Annotated in this window: 12 protein-coding genes; 3 read left to right on the top strand and 9 right to left on the bottom strand. The window is 65.5% G+C overall.

The genetic code is table 11. The features are described 5' to 3' along the window. Window position 1: 1 nt before the first annotated feature. From AC1DRE_RS20315 to AC1DRE_RS20305, 3 genes are read right to left on the bottom strand one after another with little or no spacing between them, the layout of a single operon-like run. The gene (locus AC1DRE_RS20315; protein WP_476986306.1) at window positions 2–1276 is read right to left on the bottom strand and encodes a DUF6986 family protein; all 1275 of its coding nucleotides are present in this window, start codon (window positions 1274–1276) and stop codon (window positions 2–4) included. Between the two features lie 3 nt (window positions 1277–1279). Further along, window positions 1280–2878, bottom strand: coding sequence for a malate synthase A (gene aceB, locus AC1DRE_RS20310; RefSeq protein ID WP_476986305.1), 1599 nt, complete (start codon window positions 2876–2878; stop codon window positions 1280–1282). Between the two features lie 27 nt (window positions 2879–2905). Beyond that, window positions 2906–4330, bottom strand: coding sequence for an NAD-dependent malic enzyme (locus AC1DRE_RS20305; protein ID WP_476986304.1), 1425 nt, complete (start codon window positions 4328–4330; stop codon window positions 2906–2908). A gap of 221 nt (window positions 4331–4551) precedes the next feature. On the opposite strand from AC1DRE_RS20305, the gene AC1DRE_RS20300 reads away from it, so the two are divergent. Further along, window positions 4552–5307: an IclR family transcriptional regulator gene (locus AC1DRE_RS20300; RefSeq protein WP_214951036.1), complete on the top strand. Its 756-nt coding sequence runs from the start codon at window positions 4552–4554 to the stop codon at window positions 5305–5307. Between the two features lie 162 nt (window positions 5308–5469). Here the strand turns inward: AC1DRE_RS20300 and AC1DRE_RS20295 are convergent, their stop codons facing one another. From AC1DRE_RS20295 to pucL, 4 genes are all read right to left on the bottom strand, one after another. Further along, window positions 5470–7032 carry an NCS1 family nucleobase:cation symporter-1 gene (locus AC1DRE_RS20295; RefSeq protein ID WP_476986303.1) on the bottom strand — a complete coding sequence of 521 codons (1563 nt, stop codon included), beginning with the start codon at window positions 7030–7032 and terminating at the stop codon, window positions 5470–5472. A gap of 122 nt (window positions 7033–7154) precedes the next feature. After that, window positions 7155–7979 carry a MurR/RpiR family transcriptional regulator gene (locus tag AC1DRE_RS20290; RefSeq protein WP_476986302.1) on the bottom strand — a complete coding sequence of 275 codons (825 nt, stop codon included), beginning with the start codon at window positions 7977–7979 and terminating at the stop codon, window positions 7155–7157. Between the two features lie 171 nt (window positions 7980–8150). Next, window positions 8151–9653: a nucleobase:cation symporter-2 family protein gene (locus tag AC1DRE_RS20285; protein ID WP_476986301.1), complete on the bottom strand. Its 1503-nt coding sequence runs from the start codon at window positions 9651–9653 to the stop codon at window positions 8151–8153. A gap of 183 nt (window positions 9654–9836) precedes the next feature. Continuing rightward, window positions 9837–10745 carry a factor-independent urate hydroxylase gene (pucL, locus tag AC1DRE_RS20280; RefSeq protein WP_476986300.1) on the bottom strand — a complete coding sequence of 303 codons (909 nt, stop codon included), beginning with the start codon at window positions 10743–10745 and terminating at the stop codon, window positions 9837–9839. 337 nt (window positions 10746–11082) lie between these two features. Here pucL and AC1DRE_RS20275 point away from each other — a divergent pair, with 337 nt between their 5' ends. Beyond that, entirely contained in the window at window positions 11083–11298 is a 216-nt protein-coding gene (locus AC1DRE_RS20275; protein ID WP_476986299.1) for a hypothetical protein, read from the top strand. 80 nt (window positions 11299–11378) lie between these two features. Here the strand turns inward: AC1DRE_RS20275 and ligD are convergent, their stop codons facing one another. Further along, window positions 11379–12650, bottom strand: a complete 1272-nt coding sequence (gene ligD / locus AC1DRE_RS20270; protein WP_476986298.1) for a non-homologous end-joining DNA ligase — start codon at window positions 12648–12650, stop codon at window positions 11379–11381. A 46-nt stretch (window positions 12651–12696) separates the two neighbouring features. Then, on the bottom strand, window positions 12697–14079 hold the full coding sequence (locus AC1DRE_RS20265) for an 8-oxoguanine deaminase (RefSeq protein ID WP_476986297.1): 1383 nt from the start codon (window positions 14077–14079) through the stop codon (window positions 12697–12699). Between the two features lie 397 nt (window positions 14080–14476). Here AC1DRE_RS20265 and AC1DRE_RS20260 point away from each other — a divergent pair, with 397 nt between their 5' ends. Next, window positions 14477–14971 (top strand): nucleoside deaminase, encoded by a 495-nt coding sequence (locus AC1DRE_RS20260; protein WP_476986296.1) that lies wholly within the window; start codon window positions 14477–14479, stop codon window positions 14969–14971. Window positions 14972–14978 lie beyond the last annotated feature (7 nt).

The raw sequence follows: 14978 nt of genomic DNA, 5'->3' as shown, positions 1-14978 counted from the left end.
CTTACTTCGAAGTGGAGTGGGCCAGCCTTGGGTGGGCCAGGCCGGTGAGTTGGGGGATTCCGACGCCGGCAAGCGCCTGGACGTCGTCGGCGCCCACGGCGCCGCACTGGACGCCGCGCAGCACGAATGCGGCCAGCGCCCGGGCCGTGGCGGGTTCGTCCATGACCCCGCCTTCGGTGTGATCCACGTAGTTGCGCAGCCGGGCCGCCGCGGCGGGCAGCCCCTGGCGGTAGAACGCGTAGGTGGCCGCGAACCGGCTGGGCAGCTGGGCCGGGTGCAGGTCCCAGCCCTGGTAGTAGCCGCGTTCCAGGGAACGCCGCACCAGCCGCCCGTGCAGGCGCCACGCATTCTCCACGTTGTCGCCCACCGGGATGATGTTGGTGGAACCGTCCGACAGCCGGATGCCCGTTCCGGCCACTGCCAGCTGCATGACCTCCTTGGCGTAGTCCGCCACCGGATGTTCCATGGACTGGTATTCGGCGGAGATCTGCAGGGAGGCGGAGTAGTCATAGGTGCCGTAGTGCAGGCCGCTGATCCGGCCCGGGACGGCGTGCGGAAGCTGCGCCACCGGTGAGGTGCCCTCCGGTCCGAGGATGAGCTGCGGGGTCTCCACCTGCACCTCGAACCGCAGCCGGCCTGCGGGCAGCGCATGGGCTTCCTCCAGCCGGGAGACGGCGAAATCCATGGCCTTGACCTGCGCCACGGTGGTGACCTTGGGCAGGGTGAGGATCAGGCCCTGCGGGAGTTCGCCCGCTGCGGCCAGGCCCGAGACAAACAGGTCCAGCGTACGCAGGCCGCGGGCCCGGGTGGCCGCCTCGAAGCACTTGAAGCGGATGCCGATGAACGGGGGCGCTGTGCCGGCCGCAACGGCGGCGGCCACGGCGGAAGCTGCCGCTACAGCGGCAGCGTCCTCGGCGTCGTCGCCCCTGTCCCCGAACCCGTCCTCGAAGTCCAGGCGCAGGTCCTCGATCGGTTCGTTTTCCAGTTTCGCCTGGACACGGGACGCCACTGCCTGGGCGAGGTCGGCGTCCTGGCCCAGCAGGTGGCCGAGACGGCCGAGGCCGCCGTGGGCATCCGTGGTCGCCAGCGCCTGGGCGCCCCAGTCAGCGGCGAACGACGGCGTGAAACGGTCCGCCGGTACATACACGGTATGTACCGGCTGGCGGCTGCCGTCGTCACCCGGGTAATTGCGCTCCAGCAGCTGGTCGGTGGCGGCCAGCTGGGCGTCGATCTGCGCGAGATCGTTGGGGCTGAGGGAACCTGAGGGTACTGCCATGCCTCAGCCCACCAGTTCGTAGGCCGGAGTGGTGAGGAAGTCCGTGTAGTCCTCGGAAAGGCAGATGTCCGCGATCAGCTCGCTGGCTGGGAGGTAGTACTTCGCGAAGGCTTCCTCGCCCACTTCACTGCGGAGCTTTTCGGTTTCCTCGGCGAGGATGGTGCTGACCAGTTCACGCGTGACCGTATTGCCGGTGTCGGCCAGGACCACCTCGTTGCGGATCTGCTGCCAGACCTGTGAGCGGGAGATCTCGGCCGTGGCGGCATCCTCCATCAGGTTGTGGATGGCCACCGCGCCGTTGCCCGAAATCCACACGGCCGTATACGCGACGGCGACGTAGAGGTTCAGGCGCAGCCCGGCCTCGGTGACCGTGCCGTCAGCCGAGGCGATGTCCAGCAGCTGGTCCGCGGTGACGCTGACCTCCGGGCGCTGCTTGTCCAGCTGGTTGGGGCGCTCCCCGAGGACGGAATCGAACACTTCCTGGCACACCGGCACCAGATCCGGGTGCGCAACCCAGGAGCCGTCAAAGCCGTCGTTGGCCTCGCGCGTCTTGTCCGCACGGACCTTCTCGAACGCCTGGGCGGTGACCTCGGGTTCGCGCCGGTTGGGGATGACTGCAGCCATGCCGCCCATGGCAAAGGCGCCGCGGTGGTGGCACGTCTTGACCAGCAGCTCGGTGTAGGCGCGCATGAAGGGTGCCGTCATAGCCACCGTGGCGCGGTCCGGCAGCACAAAGTCCGCTCCGGCATCGCGGAAGTACTTGATGATGCTGAACAGGTAGTCCCACCGTCCGGCGTTCAGCCCGGCGGCGTGGTCGCGGAGCTCGTACAGGATTTCGTCCATCTCGAACGCTGCGGGGATGGTCTCGATCAGCACGGTGGCCTTGATGGTGCCCTGCGGGAGGCCCAGGAATTCCTGCGCGAAGACGAACACGTCGTTCCAGAGCCTCGCCTCAAGGTGGCTTTCCATCTTGGGCAGGTAGTAGTACGGACCGTGGCCGTTGAGGACGAGCTGCTTGGCCACGTGGAAGAAGTGCAGGCCGAAGTCCACCAGTGCGCCCACGGTGTGTTCGCCGTTGAGCAGGAGGTGGCGTTCATCCATGTGCCAGCCTCGGGGACGGGCCACAACCACGGCGAGCGGAGCATCGGTGCGGAGCCGGTATTCCTTGCCCTCGGGGGAGGTGTAGCTCAGGGATCCGGTGGCGGCATCGCGCAGGTTAAGGATGGCGTCGATGACGTTGGCCCAGGTGGGCGTGCTGGCGTCTTCGAGGTCGGCCAGCCACACCTTGGCTCCGGAGTTGAGGGCGTTGATGGCCATCTTGGCCGGTGAGGCGGGGCCGGTCATTTCCACTCGGCGGTCCTGCAGTGCTGCAGGCGCCGGCGCAACCTTCCAGTCGCCCTCGCGGACATCCTTGGTTTCCGGCAGGAAATCAAGCTTTCCGGTCCGGGCTACCTGCTCGCGCTTGGCCACGCGGGCTTTGAGGAGTTCGGCGCGGGTGCCCGCAAACCGCTTGTGGAGCTCCTCCACAAAGGCCAGTGCCTTCGGGGTGAGGATTTCCTCTGCTCGTGCAATCGGCTGCGGGTCTGTGACTGAGAGAGCCATTGTCCGGGTCCTTTCTAGGCTTGCGAATCAGGCGTTGGCGGGTTCTGGGGTTGCGTGCGCGGCTTTGGCTGCATTGGCTGCTGCTTGTGCTACGGCACTTGCGACGTCGCCGGCAACGTGGGGGTCGAAGACGCTGGGGATGATGTAGCTGGCGTTGAGTTCATCGTCCGCCACGCGGTTGGCAATCGCCTCCGCTGCGGCCACCAGCATGTCCGGCGTGATGTCTGAGGCCCCGGCATCCAGCAGCCCGCGGAAGAACCCCGGGAATGCCAGTACGTTGTTGATCTGGTTGGGGAAGTCGCTGCGCCCCGTAGCCACCACTGCCGCATGCTTCGACGCTACCACCGGGTCGATTTCCGGTGTGGGGTTGGCCATGGCGAATACAATGGCGTTCTCAGCCATTGCGGCCACCTGCTCCTCGCCGATCACATGGGGGGCGCTGACACCGATAAAGACATCCGCTCCGACGATGGCCTCGTGCAGGGTTCCGGAGAAGCCTTCTTCGTTGGTGTTGGCTGCGATCCAGCTGCGGTGTTCGTCGCTGTATTCCTGGCCGGAGTGGATGGCGCCGGAGCGGCCGGCGGCGATGATGTGCCGTGCACCCTGGGCCTTGAGGAGCTGGATGATGGCCGAGCCTGCGGCGCCGACGCCGGAGACAACGATCTTGACCTCGGAGAGCTTCTTGTCCACCACGCGCAGGGCGTTGACCAAAGCGGCCAGGGTGACGATTGCCGTGCCGTGCTGGTCGTCGTGGAAGACCGGAATGTCCAGTTCTTCGCGGAGGCGGTTCTCAATCTCGAAGCAGCGCGGCGCCGCGATGTCCTCGAGGTTGATGCCGCCGTAGACGGGGGCCATGGCCTTGGCGATCATGATGATTTCCTCGGTGTCCTGGGTGTCCAGGCAGACCGGCCAGGCGTCAACATTGGCGAACTGCTTGAAAAGGGCGGCTTTGCCTTCCATGACGGGCAGCGCGGCGGCCGGGCCAATGTTGCCCAGGCCAAGGACGGCTGAACCGTCGGTAAGGACGGCGATCGTGTTGCGCTTGACCGTCAGGTTGCGGGCCGCTGACGGGTCTTCCGCGATGGCCAGGCAGACGCGGGCGACGCCGGGGGTGTAGGCGCGGGAAAGGTCGTCGCGGTTGCGGAGAGCCACCTTCGGGACGACCTCGAGCTTGCCGCCGAGGTGCATCAGGAAGGTGCGGTCGGAAACGTGCTGGACCGTGACGCCGTCGAGCGCGTTCAGGGCGTCCTTGACGCGGGCGGCGTGTTCGTCATCGGTGGTGTTGCAGGTGACGTCCACAACCAGGGTCTCGTGGTGGGACTCGGTGACGTCCAGGGCGGTGATTGCTGCGCCGGCGGCTCCGACGGCGGCGGCCAGCTCGCTCGTGGCGGTGAAGCTGGACGGTGCTTCAACGCGCAGGGTGATCGAATTTCCGGGGCTCGGGTTCGCCATTGAATGTTCCTCCTGGTCGGGCCCCGATGCGCTGCACATCAGGGCTTGGTGCTCAATCAAATGTTTTCGTATTATGGATATTATTATCTACTTTGTGGAAACACAAGCCCCGAAGGCGCATCGACGATGGCCGGAGCGTGCTGTATCTTGGGACTTCTAAGCAATTTTTTTCACGATGTGGATAAGAGTTGTCGGAACCGATACCGCAGGAGACCACGGTTATGGCTGAAAAAGCCCCGGGAGGCGTGCAGTCCGTTGAGCGCGTCTTCGAACTTTTGGAACTGATTACTGACGCGGGCGGAGACGTCACGCTCAGCGAGCTTTCTTCCTCCACCGATCTGCCGCTCCCCACCATCCACCGCCTGCTGCGCACCCTGGTCACCCTGGGCTACATCCGCCAGCTGCCGAACCGGCGTTATGCCCTCGGCCCGCGGCTCATCCGGCTTGGCGAAGGCGCCAACAAGCAGCTCGGAGCACTGGCCCGGCCGCAGCTCAAATCCCTCGTGGACCGGCTCGGGGAGACGTCCAACATGGCCGTGCTGGACTCGGACATGGTCATCTACGTGGCCCAGGTGCCGTCATTGCATTCCATGCGCATGTTCACCGAGGTGGGCCGCCGCGCGCACACCCACGCCACCGGCGTCGGCAAGGCGATCCTGGCCCAGCTGGACGACGACACCGTCCGCGGCATCATCCAGCGCAGCGGCATGCCCACGCCCACGCCCAAGAGCATCGGCGACATCGACACCCTGCTCCTGGACCTGAAGCTGATCCGTGAACGCGGCTATTCCATCGACGAGGAGGAGCAGGAGATCGGCGTCCGCTGCTTCGCAATGGCTGTCCCGAATGCGCCGACGCCCACGGCCATCTCGGTGTCCGGGCCGGTGTCCCGCGTGGACCAGTCCTTCGCGGAACGTGCTGTGCCGCTGCTGCGCGAAGCAGCCCAGACGATCTCGGACGAGCTCAACCAAAGCTAGGTCCCGCCGCCGTACGTCCCGCGTCCGTACGTCCCGCGTCCGTACGACGACGGCGGGAGCAGCACGCGCGAACGGACAGTTGAGGCCCTCAATCCTTTGGGAAAGAGGGCCGCAACTGTCCGTTCGGCGTCACATAGTCGGAGTGTTCGACGGCGGCGGGTGCTAAACCAGCGTGCCGTCGCTGACCGCGCCGCTGTCTCCGCCGGCAGGCTCGAGCGAGATCATCGGGGACTTGCGCTCCAGAGCCCGGAAGACGACGTAGCCAAGTGCGCATCCGAGGAACCAGCTGTAGTTTCCGATCCAGGTGGCGTTCACCGCGGTGGCGCCGGTGTCGAGAAGGATTTTGGGAATCACCACGGACGCGATGGAGATGGCGCCGCTGATGGCCACGGCCTTGACGGCGTTCGGGTTGTAGCCGTTCCGGAACCAGTACCGGCCGGTGGTCTTCAGCGTGTACATGTCATCCACCCAGACCTTCTGGCGGCTGACCACGTAGTACCCGGCGATCAGGATGCCGAACAGCGGCCCGATCAACGCGCCCAGGACGCCCAGCGTGTAGTGGATGGCGTCGTTGTTGGAGTACCAGTTCCATGGGGTGAGGATGACGGAGCCGACGGCGGCAATCATGCCGCCCGCCCGCCAGCTGATTTTCTGCGGGCTGACGTTGGAGAAATCGAAGGCCGGCGAGATGAAGTTGGCCACGATGTTGATGCCCACCGTTGCGATGACGAAGGTGAGCCCGCCCAGCAGCACGGCGAACACCGTGTCGATTTCCTGGACTGTCTTTACCGGGTCCGTGATGAGGTGGCCGAACACCGGGATGGTGGCGGACGCCGTGATCACGGTCAGGAGTGAGAAGAACAGGAAGTTCACCGGCAGGCCCAGGAGATTCCCCTTCTTGACCGTCTTGTAGCTCTTGCCGTAGCGCGCGAAGTCACCGAAGTTGAGCATCGGCCCGGAGAAGTAAGACACCACCAGGGCGATTGCGGAGATCATCACGGGGATGGAGGCGGCGAAGTCCAAGGGCTCGCCGCTGGACAGGTTCAGGCTGATGTTGCCGATACCGGCCTTGGAGACCAGGTAGATGGCCAGGACCAGCATCACCACGTACACGGCGGGGCCGGCGAAGTCGATGAACTTGCGGATGCTCTCCATGCCGTTCCAGAACAGTGCGGCCTGGGCCACCCAGAGGATGCCGTAGCAGATCCACCCCAGGGTGGAGAGCCCCAGGAAGCCGTTCTGTTCGACGTCGTACAGCGGCGCCATGCCGGGGAAGAACTTCAGGAAGACGATCACCAGTGCCTCGGACGCCAGGAAGGTCTGGACGCCGTACCAGGCGACTGCGATCAGTCCGCGGATGATGGCCGGGATGTTGGCGCCTTTGACGCCGAACACCGCCCTGTTGATGACCGGGTACGGGACGCCGGTGAGCTGGCTGGGCTTGGCCACGAGGTTGCAGAAGACATTGACGATCACGATGCCGATCAGCAGAGCTACCAGGACCTGCCAGCTGGCCAGGCCCAGCGCGAACAGGCTTCCTGCCGTCACGTAGCCGCCGATGCTGTGCACGTCCGACATCCAGAAGGCGAAGAGGTTGTAGCTGGTCCAGCGCTGGTTCTTCAGCGGCACGAGGTCCTCGTTGCTGAGCTGCGGATCGTAGTCGGGGAGTTGGCCGGTGCGGGCTGGTGCTTCAACCTGGGCCGCGGCCGTTGCGGATTCTGTCATGGATTCCTCTAAAGATTGGGACAGCCGCCGGTCCGGCCGTTTCACGCTCTCAATTAGATGGAACCAATGTTTCAGTGCTGTTTCTACTGGAACAAATCCTCTTTACTTCCGCCGTGGCGGCGTCAGCGAGCCTCGATCTCGCCCAGCGAGTCGAACAGGCCCGTGACCTCCCGCACCCGCTCGCGGCCGGCACGTCCCAGCACCAGGAGTACGCCGTTCGCCAGCACGGTGACCAGGCTCATCGCCGCAGCGTAGCTGTCAAAGGCGTGGGCGCCATCCAGCGGGCACTCGAACCAAAGGGTGGCGTCGGCAGCCAGCCGGCGGGCGCTCGGGTCGCCGATCAGAATGATTGCGGCCCCGGTGGCCGAAGCTGCCTGGAGGACTTTGCGGAACTCAGCGGGCCGCCGTCGGAAGCCGAAGAGGACAACCGCGTCCCCGGATCCCAGCCCAGCGAGCTCTTCGCCAAGGCTCTGCCCGGGCTGAGGGGCAACTGCCACGCCCTTGCGGCACTGGAGCAGTTGCTGCCGTAAATGCAGGGCCACCGGATAGCTGTTGCGGAAGCCGAGCAGCAGCACGGTTCCGGCGCTGGCGAGGGCGCTGCTGGCCCCGGACAGCTTGTCCTCGTCGAAAGATTCCGCCAGGCGCCGCAGGTTTTCCTGTTCCTGCCCCAGGTGGGCGGCCAGGCCGTCGTCGGACGACTGCGGACCGAGCGGCATGCCGCTGGAACGGATGGACCGTGTGTGTTCCTTGACCTCATTGAAATCCTCGAAGCCGAGCCGCCGGAACAGCCGGCTCATGGTTGCCTTGGAGACTCCACTGAGCCTGGCGAGTTCCGCGGCGTTGTAGGTAGCGAGGTCGCCGAGACGGTCCAAGAGCGTGTCTGCCGCCTTCTGTTCCTGGGGGCTCAGCTCCGCATAGTGCCGTTCGATACGTTCGTCGATCCTCATGAAACAACCGTCTCACGCCGGCAGCATCCGGGGCATCAGGCATCAGGCATCAGGCATCAACACGAGCACGCGCGAACGGACAGTTGAGGCCCTTCATCCAAGGTTGGGAAAGAGGGCCGCAACTGTCCGTTCGCGCTTGTGTGCCGGTGGCCGGGAACTGGCGCGGGAGCCTTAGTGCTCAGACTTCGACGACGACTCCACCGGGACTTCCTTGCCGTCGCAGTCGATCAGCTTGCCGCCTTCGTAGCGGTCGCCGTCGGCCAGGCACTTGAGGTCCTCTTCGCGGACCACGCGCCCCGTGCCGGCCACAAACACGGACTGGTTCTCCGAGTTGCCGGCTTTGAGGTGGTTGAACAGCAGGTTCAGCAGGATGGCCATGATGGCGGCCGAGCTGATGCCGGAGTGGAAGATGGTGCCGAACCAGGACGGGAACTGATCGTAGAACGCCGGAGCCGCAATCGGAATCATGCCGAAACCGATGGACGCAGCCACGATGATCAGGTTCATGTTGTTCTTGTACTCCACTTTGGCAAGTGTCCGGATGCCGCTGGCGGCAACCGTGCCAAAGAGTACGACGCCGGCGCCGCCCAGGACGGGAGTCGGCACCGCTGCCACAACCCGGCCAAGAACCGGCAGGAGGCCCAGGATCACCAGGATCAGGCCGCCGGCGCTGACCACGAACCGGCTCTTGACGCCCGTGATGGCAACCAGGCCCACGTTCTGGGCGAAGGCGCTCTGGGTGAAGGAGTTGAACAGGGGCGAGATGGCGCTGGAGAGCATGTCCGCCCGCAGGCCGTCGCCGATGCGCTTGGAGTCCACCTTGGTGCCCACGATCTCGCCGACCGCAATGATGTCCGCGGAGGTCTCGGTGAGCGTCACCAGGATGACGATCAGCATGGAGATGATCGCGGCGATTTCGAAGGTGGGCGGACCGAACGCGAACGGGGTGGGGAACGCGACGATGTCTCCCTGGCCCACCTTGGAGAAGTCAGCCATGCCGAAGACGAAGGCAATCACCGTGCCGAGCACCATCGCCAGCAGGATGGAAAGCCTGGAGATCGCGGCGCTGCCCACCTTGCTTAGCAACAGGACAATTGCCATGGTTGCCGCAGCCAGGCCGATGTTGGCCACGCTGCCGTAGTTCGGCGCCTTGCTGTTGCCGCCCATGGCCCAGTTGGCCGCGACCGGCATCAGCGTCAGGCCGATGGTGGTGATTACCGTGCCTGTGACCACCGGCGGGAAGAAGCGGATGATCTTGGAAAACAGCGGGGTGATGAGCAGCCCGATCAGCGAAGCGGCGATCACGGAGCCGAAGACGGCCTGGATGCCGCCGCCGCCGTGGACGATCGCCACCATGGTGGAGACGCCGGCAAAGGAGACGCCCTGGACCAGGGGCAGCTGGGATCCGAAGAACCGGATGCCGACAGTCTGGAGGATCGTGGCCAGGCCGCCGACGAAGAGGCAGGCGGCAATCAGCAGGCCGATGTCCTGCGAAGACATCCCGGCAGCTGCGCCGATGATCAGCGGCGGGGCGATGATGCCGCCGTACATGGTGAGGACGTGCTGGAAGCCGTAGGCGAAGGTGCTTCCGAGGGGAAGCCGCTGGTCCTCCGGGCGGTCGGACTGCTTGCGGCCGGTGCCGGCTACTGCAGCCGATTTCTTCTTGATGTTCATGGCAGACTTTCTTGGTGTTCATGGCAGACGTCTTTGTCTGGCTAACGGTGTCTGGCTAACAGTTTTGAATCGTTGAGGGCCCGGGCCGGAGTTTTTGTCCAGATAATGGCCGCTTAGGGGTGGTAAGGCCTCGATATCCGGACAAAAACTCCGAGCCGGCGGAACGGGCGCGCTAGGAGGGGTTTAGCAGAAGCCGGCGATGCCGTTCCAGGCGACGTCCGCCGCAGCGGCGTCTTCGCGCTGGACCGTAGCCTCGATCAGGCCGTACGGGCGGTCGGCGGCAAAGAAGACCTCGTTCGGGTTGTCGAGGCCGAACGGCGAGAGGTCCACCAGGAAGTGGTGCTTGTTGGGCATCGAGAACTTGATCTCGTCAATCTCGCCGTGGGCTTCCAGGACCTTGGCACCCATGTCGAACAGAGTCTGCTGCAGGGCGTGCGAGTACTTTTCGGTGAAGCCTTCCAGGAGGAGGCTCTTGACGTCTTCGTAGCTCTTGTTGAAATCAAGGGCGCTGAAATCGGTGTTGGCATTGAAGCGCCAGCGTGCGGAAACGTCCGTGGCCAGGATGCGGTCCGTGGTCTCGGGCAGGGTGGTGTACTGGTCCTTCGGGTATCCCACGAATCCGGACTGGGTGGACTTGAGCACCGTAAGGTCCTTGAGGCCCGAGATGAGGTGCGTTGCCGCGCCGTCGCGGACCAGCACGGCGGTGCGGACTTCCTGGCCGTTGCGCACGAAGGAGTGGTCGTGCTCCGCACCGTGGGCCTGGATCCGGTTCCAGCTGTAGGACTCGGCTTCCCAGCGGCCGCCGGTGACCCAGTCGAAGCTGGAGGTGAAGTGCTCGCCCAGGCGCAGGAGGAAAGCCTCCGGCGAGCCGATGCCGTCGCGGGCAAAGGCGTAGATGGTGTTCTTCTGCGTGTCCGTGGCCACGACGTGGCTGTTATCGCCTTCGAGGTGGGCCGCGGTGAAGTCCCCGCGGAGCTGCGAGGTGACGTTCAGGTCTTCGATCTCGTGGCGGTCGGTGTCCCTGGTGATCTTGACGACGCGGACTTCGGCCTTGCCGTACTGGTTCTGGCCGAGGATGATTTTGCTGCTCATGGTCTGTTCCCAACTTCCGTGATGTGGAACCTAGGTTCCATCATTGAAATTAAGCGCGTGTTTCCCACGCGTTTCTGATGGAGCCGACCCAACAAAAAAGAGCCGGCATCCAATGACGCCAGCTCATTACGACCCTGCCTGCTGCTCCCAGGTTACGTGACCTACGCCACGAGTTGACTTAAAGCGTAGCCGAGCTTTGCCGTGGTGTACATCACTAATCGAAAAATCGGATTGTGACCGGCGCGGCCCCTCGCGTGAGGGGGCGGCATTGGGCAGGGGTCTTGACCCGCCCCGGTTCGGCCACTAGGATTTCCACATAACAATAAATCTTTTCCGAATGACGGAAATGAAGCCCCGCAAGAACGAGGAGGAACAGATGGACTCGCAGGATAAGAACAACGTCGCTGACTTTCCGGCACCCGGCCAGGAGCTGTACCTGCCGTTCGGCGCCACGGATCCCGATTTCTACATCCCGGCCGACTGTGACCGCACCGACCGCGGACTCTCCCGCTGGCTGCGGGCGCTCCCGGTTTTCGGCCGGCAGCGCCCGTAGCTCGGGACGCGCAATCCGGTAAGCGACACGCAAAAGGCCTGGCGACACCCGAATTCGGGTGTCGCCAGGCCTTTTGCGCGTCACGAGGAACTTTGCGCGTCGCCGGTGTCAGGACCCGTCCGCCCCGGCCACTCCTTGCCGGCCCAGGGGTCGTAGTCGGCGATGAGCTCCTCCTGAGCCGGACGGTCCGCTTCGGGAACGTGCTGCAGGTTCACCCGTACCCGGTACCAGAGCGAACTCGACCCGCGCATTCCGTCGACGAGCACATCGGCCGGATGCAGGGCCGGGATGAGATCCGGATGCCGGGTCTTCCACTCATCGAGTGCCGCGAGCGCCTCGGGCTTGGTCCGGGTGCGGGCCACCTCGATGAGCGGCATCACCGACTGCCTGCGGCCGGAGCCGTCGCCGCCGCGGGGCGGCTTCTCGGCGGGGCCGAGCTCGGTAGCCAAGGCGAGGAGACCGCCGAGTGAGCCGACCGCGTCGTCGATGCCGGCGTGGGGGTCGCCCACCTCCGCGAAGCGCTCGAGTACTGTGCGCACCGTGAACTGTTCCGGCCGGGTGGAGCGGACGTCGTCCCAGGTGAGCGGCGTCGACACCCGGGCATCCGGCAGTGCCCGGATTGAGTACGCGGATGCCACGGTGCGGTCCTTGGCGTTCTGGTTGAAGTCGACGAACACGCTCTCGCCGCGCTCCTCCTTCCACCACCGCGCGGTGGCGAGGCCGGGCGCGCGGTTCTCGACCTCGCGGGCAAGAGTCTCGGCAGCGAGCCGCACGTCGCGGTACGACCACTGCGGCGCGATGCGCACCAGGATATGGAGTCCGCGCGACCCGCTCGTTTTCGGCCAACCCACGAGTCCCACGTCGCCGAGCACCTCCCGCGCCACATACGCGACGTCGACGATCTGGGACCAGTCGACGCCGGGCATCGGATCGAGGTCGACCCGGAGCTCGTCGGGGTGCTCGAGGTCCTCCGCGCGCACGGGATGCGGGTTCAGGTCGAGGCACCCCAGATTCACCACCCACGCCAGGCCCGCGGCATTTCGGATGACGGCCTCCTCAGCCGACGTCCCGGACGCGTAGTGCAGGGTTGCCGTATCGATGAAGGCGGGATGGTTTTCGGGCACGCGCTTCTGGAAGAACGGTTCGGCGTCGATGCCCTTCGGGAAGCGCTTGAGCACCATTGGCCGGCCGCCGGCGCCGCGCAGCGCACCGTCCGCGACGGCGAGGTAGTAGCGCACCAGGTCGAGCTTCGTCAGCCCTGGCTCGGGGAACACCACCTTATCCGGACTCGAGATGCGCACCTCGGCGCCGTCAATGGTGAGGATCTCGGCCGGGGCCTTCGACGGGTTCATTCCGTCACGCTAGCAACGATCGGATGTCCCAGCCAGACAGCGAGAGCTACCCCGCCACCAGCTTCCGCGCCGCGGCCGAGTGCTCCGCGATGAGTCCGGCAACATCGAGTCCGGGAATCTGCCCGTCCACCACGCGCCACTGCCCGCCCACCATCACCCGGTCGGCCCGGTCCGCCCCGCAGAGCAGGAGTGCGGCGAGGGGGTCATGGCTGCCGGAGAAGCGCAGGCCGTCCAGCCGGAACAGGGCCAGGTCCGCCTGCATTCCGGGGGCCAGCTGCCCCAGGTCGGACCGGCCCAGCACCGCCGCCGACCCGCGCGTCGCCCAGCCCAGCGCCCGTTCCACCGGGACCTGAGCCCCGTAGCGCAGCCGCTGCAGGTACAGCGCCTGCCGCGCCTCGAGGATCATGTTCGAGGCATCGTTCGACGCCGAACCGTCCACTCCCAGGCCCACAGGCACTCCCGCGTCTTCCAGTTCGAGCACGCGGGCAGTGCCCGAGGCCAGCCGCATGTTCGAGGTGGGGCAGTGCGCGACGGCGGTGCCCGCGGCCCCCAGCGCGGCGATCTCGGCGTCGGTGAAGTGGATGCCGTGGCCCAGCCAGGTCCGGCTGCCCAGCCATCCCACGCTCTCCAGGTACTCCACGGTGCGCAGGCCGAACATCTCGCGGCAGAAGTCTTCCTCGTCCAGGGTTTCGGCCAGGTGCGTGTGCAGGCGTACGTCGTGCCGTTCCGCCAGGGCGGCGCTTTCGGCCATGATCTCCTTCGTCACGGAAAACGGCGAGCACGGGGCCAGGGCAATCTGGATGACGGCGCCGTCGCCGCGCTCGTGGTACTCGCGGATGAGCCGTTCGCTATCCGCCAGGATCACTTCCGGCGCCTGGACAGTCGACTGCGGCGGCAGCCCGCCGTCGTCCTCCCCGAGTGTCATGGAACCGCGGGTGAGGGTTGCCCGCATGCCCAGCTCGCGCACTGCCCGGACCTCAATGTCGATGGCGTCTTCCATGCCGTCGGGGAAAAGGTAGTGATGGTCCGCGGCAGTGGTGCAGCCGGAGAGCAGCAGTTCCGCGAGCGCAACGGTGGTGGCCAGCTCCAGGTCCCGCGGCTTGAGCCGTGCCCAGACGGGATACAGGTTCTGCAGCCACGGGAACAGGGGTGCGTTGGCCACCGGACCCCAGGCGCGGGTAAGCGTTTGGTAGAAGTGGTGGTGCGTGTTGATCAGGCCCGGCAGCAGCACATGCCCGGAGGCGTCGAATGTCTCCTGGCAGGGTGCGGACGGGAGCTGGCCGGCGGCCAGAACCTCCGTGATGACTCCGCCGCTGACCACGATGCCGCCGGAGGCGTCCAGGGTGTTGGCGGTGAAGGCTGCGAGCGGATTCCGGATCCAGAGCCGGGATTCCGTGGGGTGAGGGGGGTGCGGGGGGTGCGTGGACATGTGGGCGCTCCTGTCTGAGTGTGCGGATGAAATGCCAGCTCAGTGAAGGCCTGTCTGCTGATCCAGGCTCCCGGCGGCAGGTAACGCGAGCGCCGGTTGGGCATCAGCGTAGGACGGCGGGAAGGGGCGCGTCAACGCTCCGGGCGGAGCCAACCCGATGTGACAACTTGGACATCCAAATTTCACATCACGAAATTAACTTTCCAAAACCTATGGCGCAGCTCACGTTCTGGTGCTAATCTCGATTTTGCCAAAGGCGGGCCCCCGGGACTACGGGGAAGCTATCTACCAGGCGCAACTTAACCTTCAAAAGCACATGCTGAAGCCTGGTAACCGTCGCATCTGGCCCTTTCGTTCCACCTCGGCGTACCGGCTTCCAAGCAAAGGGAGTCGCATCATGAGTACCACCGTCACGGCCCAGGAATTCCTGGCCAAATCCATCGAGTTGGCCACGGCCAACGTCCTGAACAGCGGCGGACCGTTTGGCGCCGTCATTGTCACGGCAGACGGAAAAACGTTCGACGGCGTCAACCGCGTCACCGCCACGAATGACCCCACAGCCCACGCCGAAGTCACGGCCATCCGCCGGGCGTGCAGCGAACTTGGCACGTTCGACCTCACCGGAGCCACCCTCTACACCAGCTGCGAGCCGTGCCCCATGTGCCTGGCCTCGGCGCTGTGGGCACGGGTGGAGCGCGTGGTGTTCGCGGCGGACCGGCACGACGCAGCCTCCGTCGGCTTCGACGACGCCGTGTTCTACGAATACTTCGAAAACGACCAGCGTGACGCGCTGATGCCGGTGACCAAGCTGGAACTCGGGGACCCCCAGGCGCCGCCGGTCCTCCAACCGTTCAACACCTGGAACACGCTCGACTCCAGGATTGACTACTAGGGCCGGT

This window comes from Arthrobacter sp. P4_H3 (assembly GCF_056400885.1).
The sequence above is the reverse complement of the archived record's forward strand: the minus strand, read 5'-3'. Positions and strand labels throughout refer to the sequence as shown.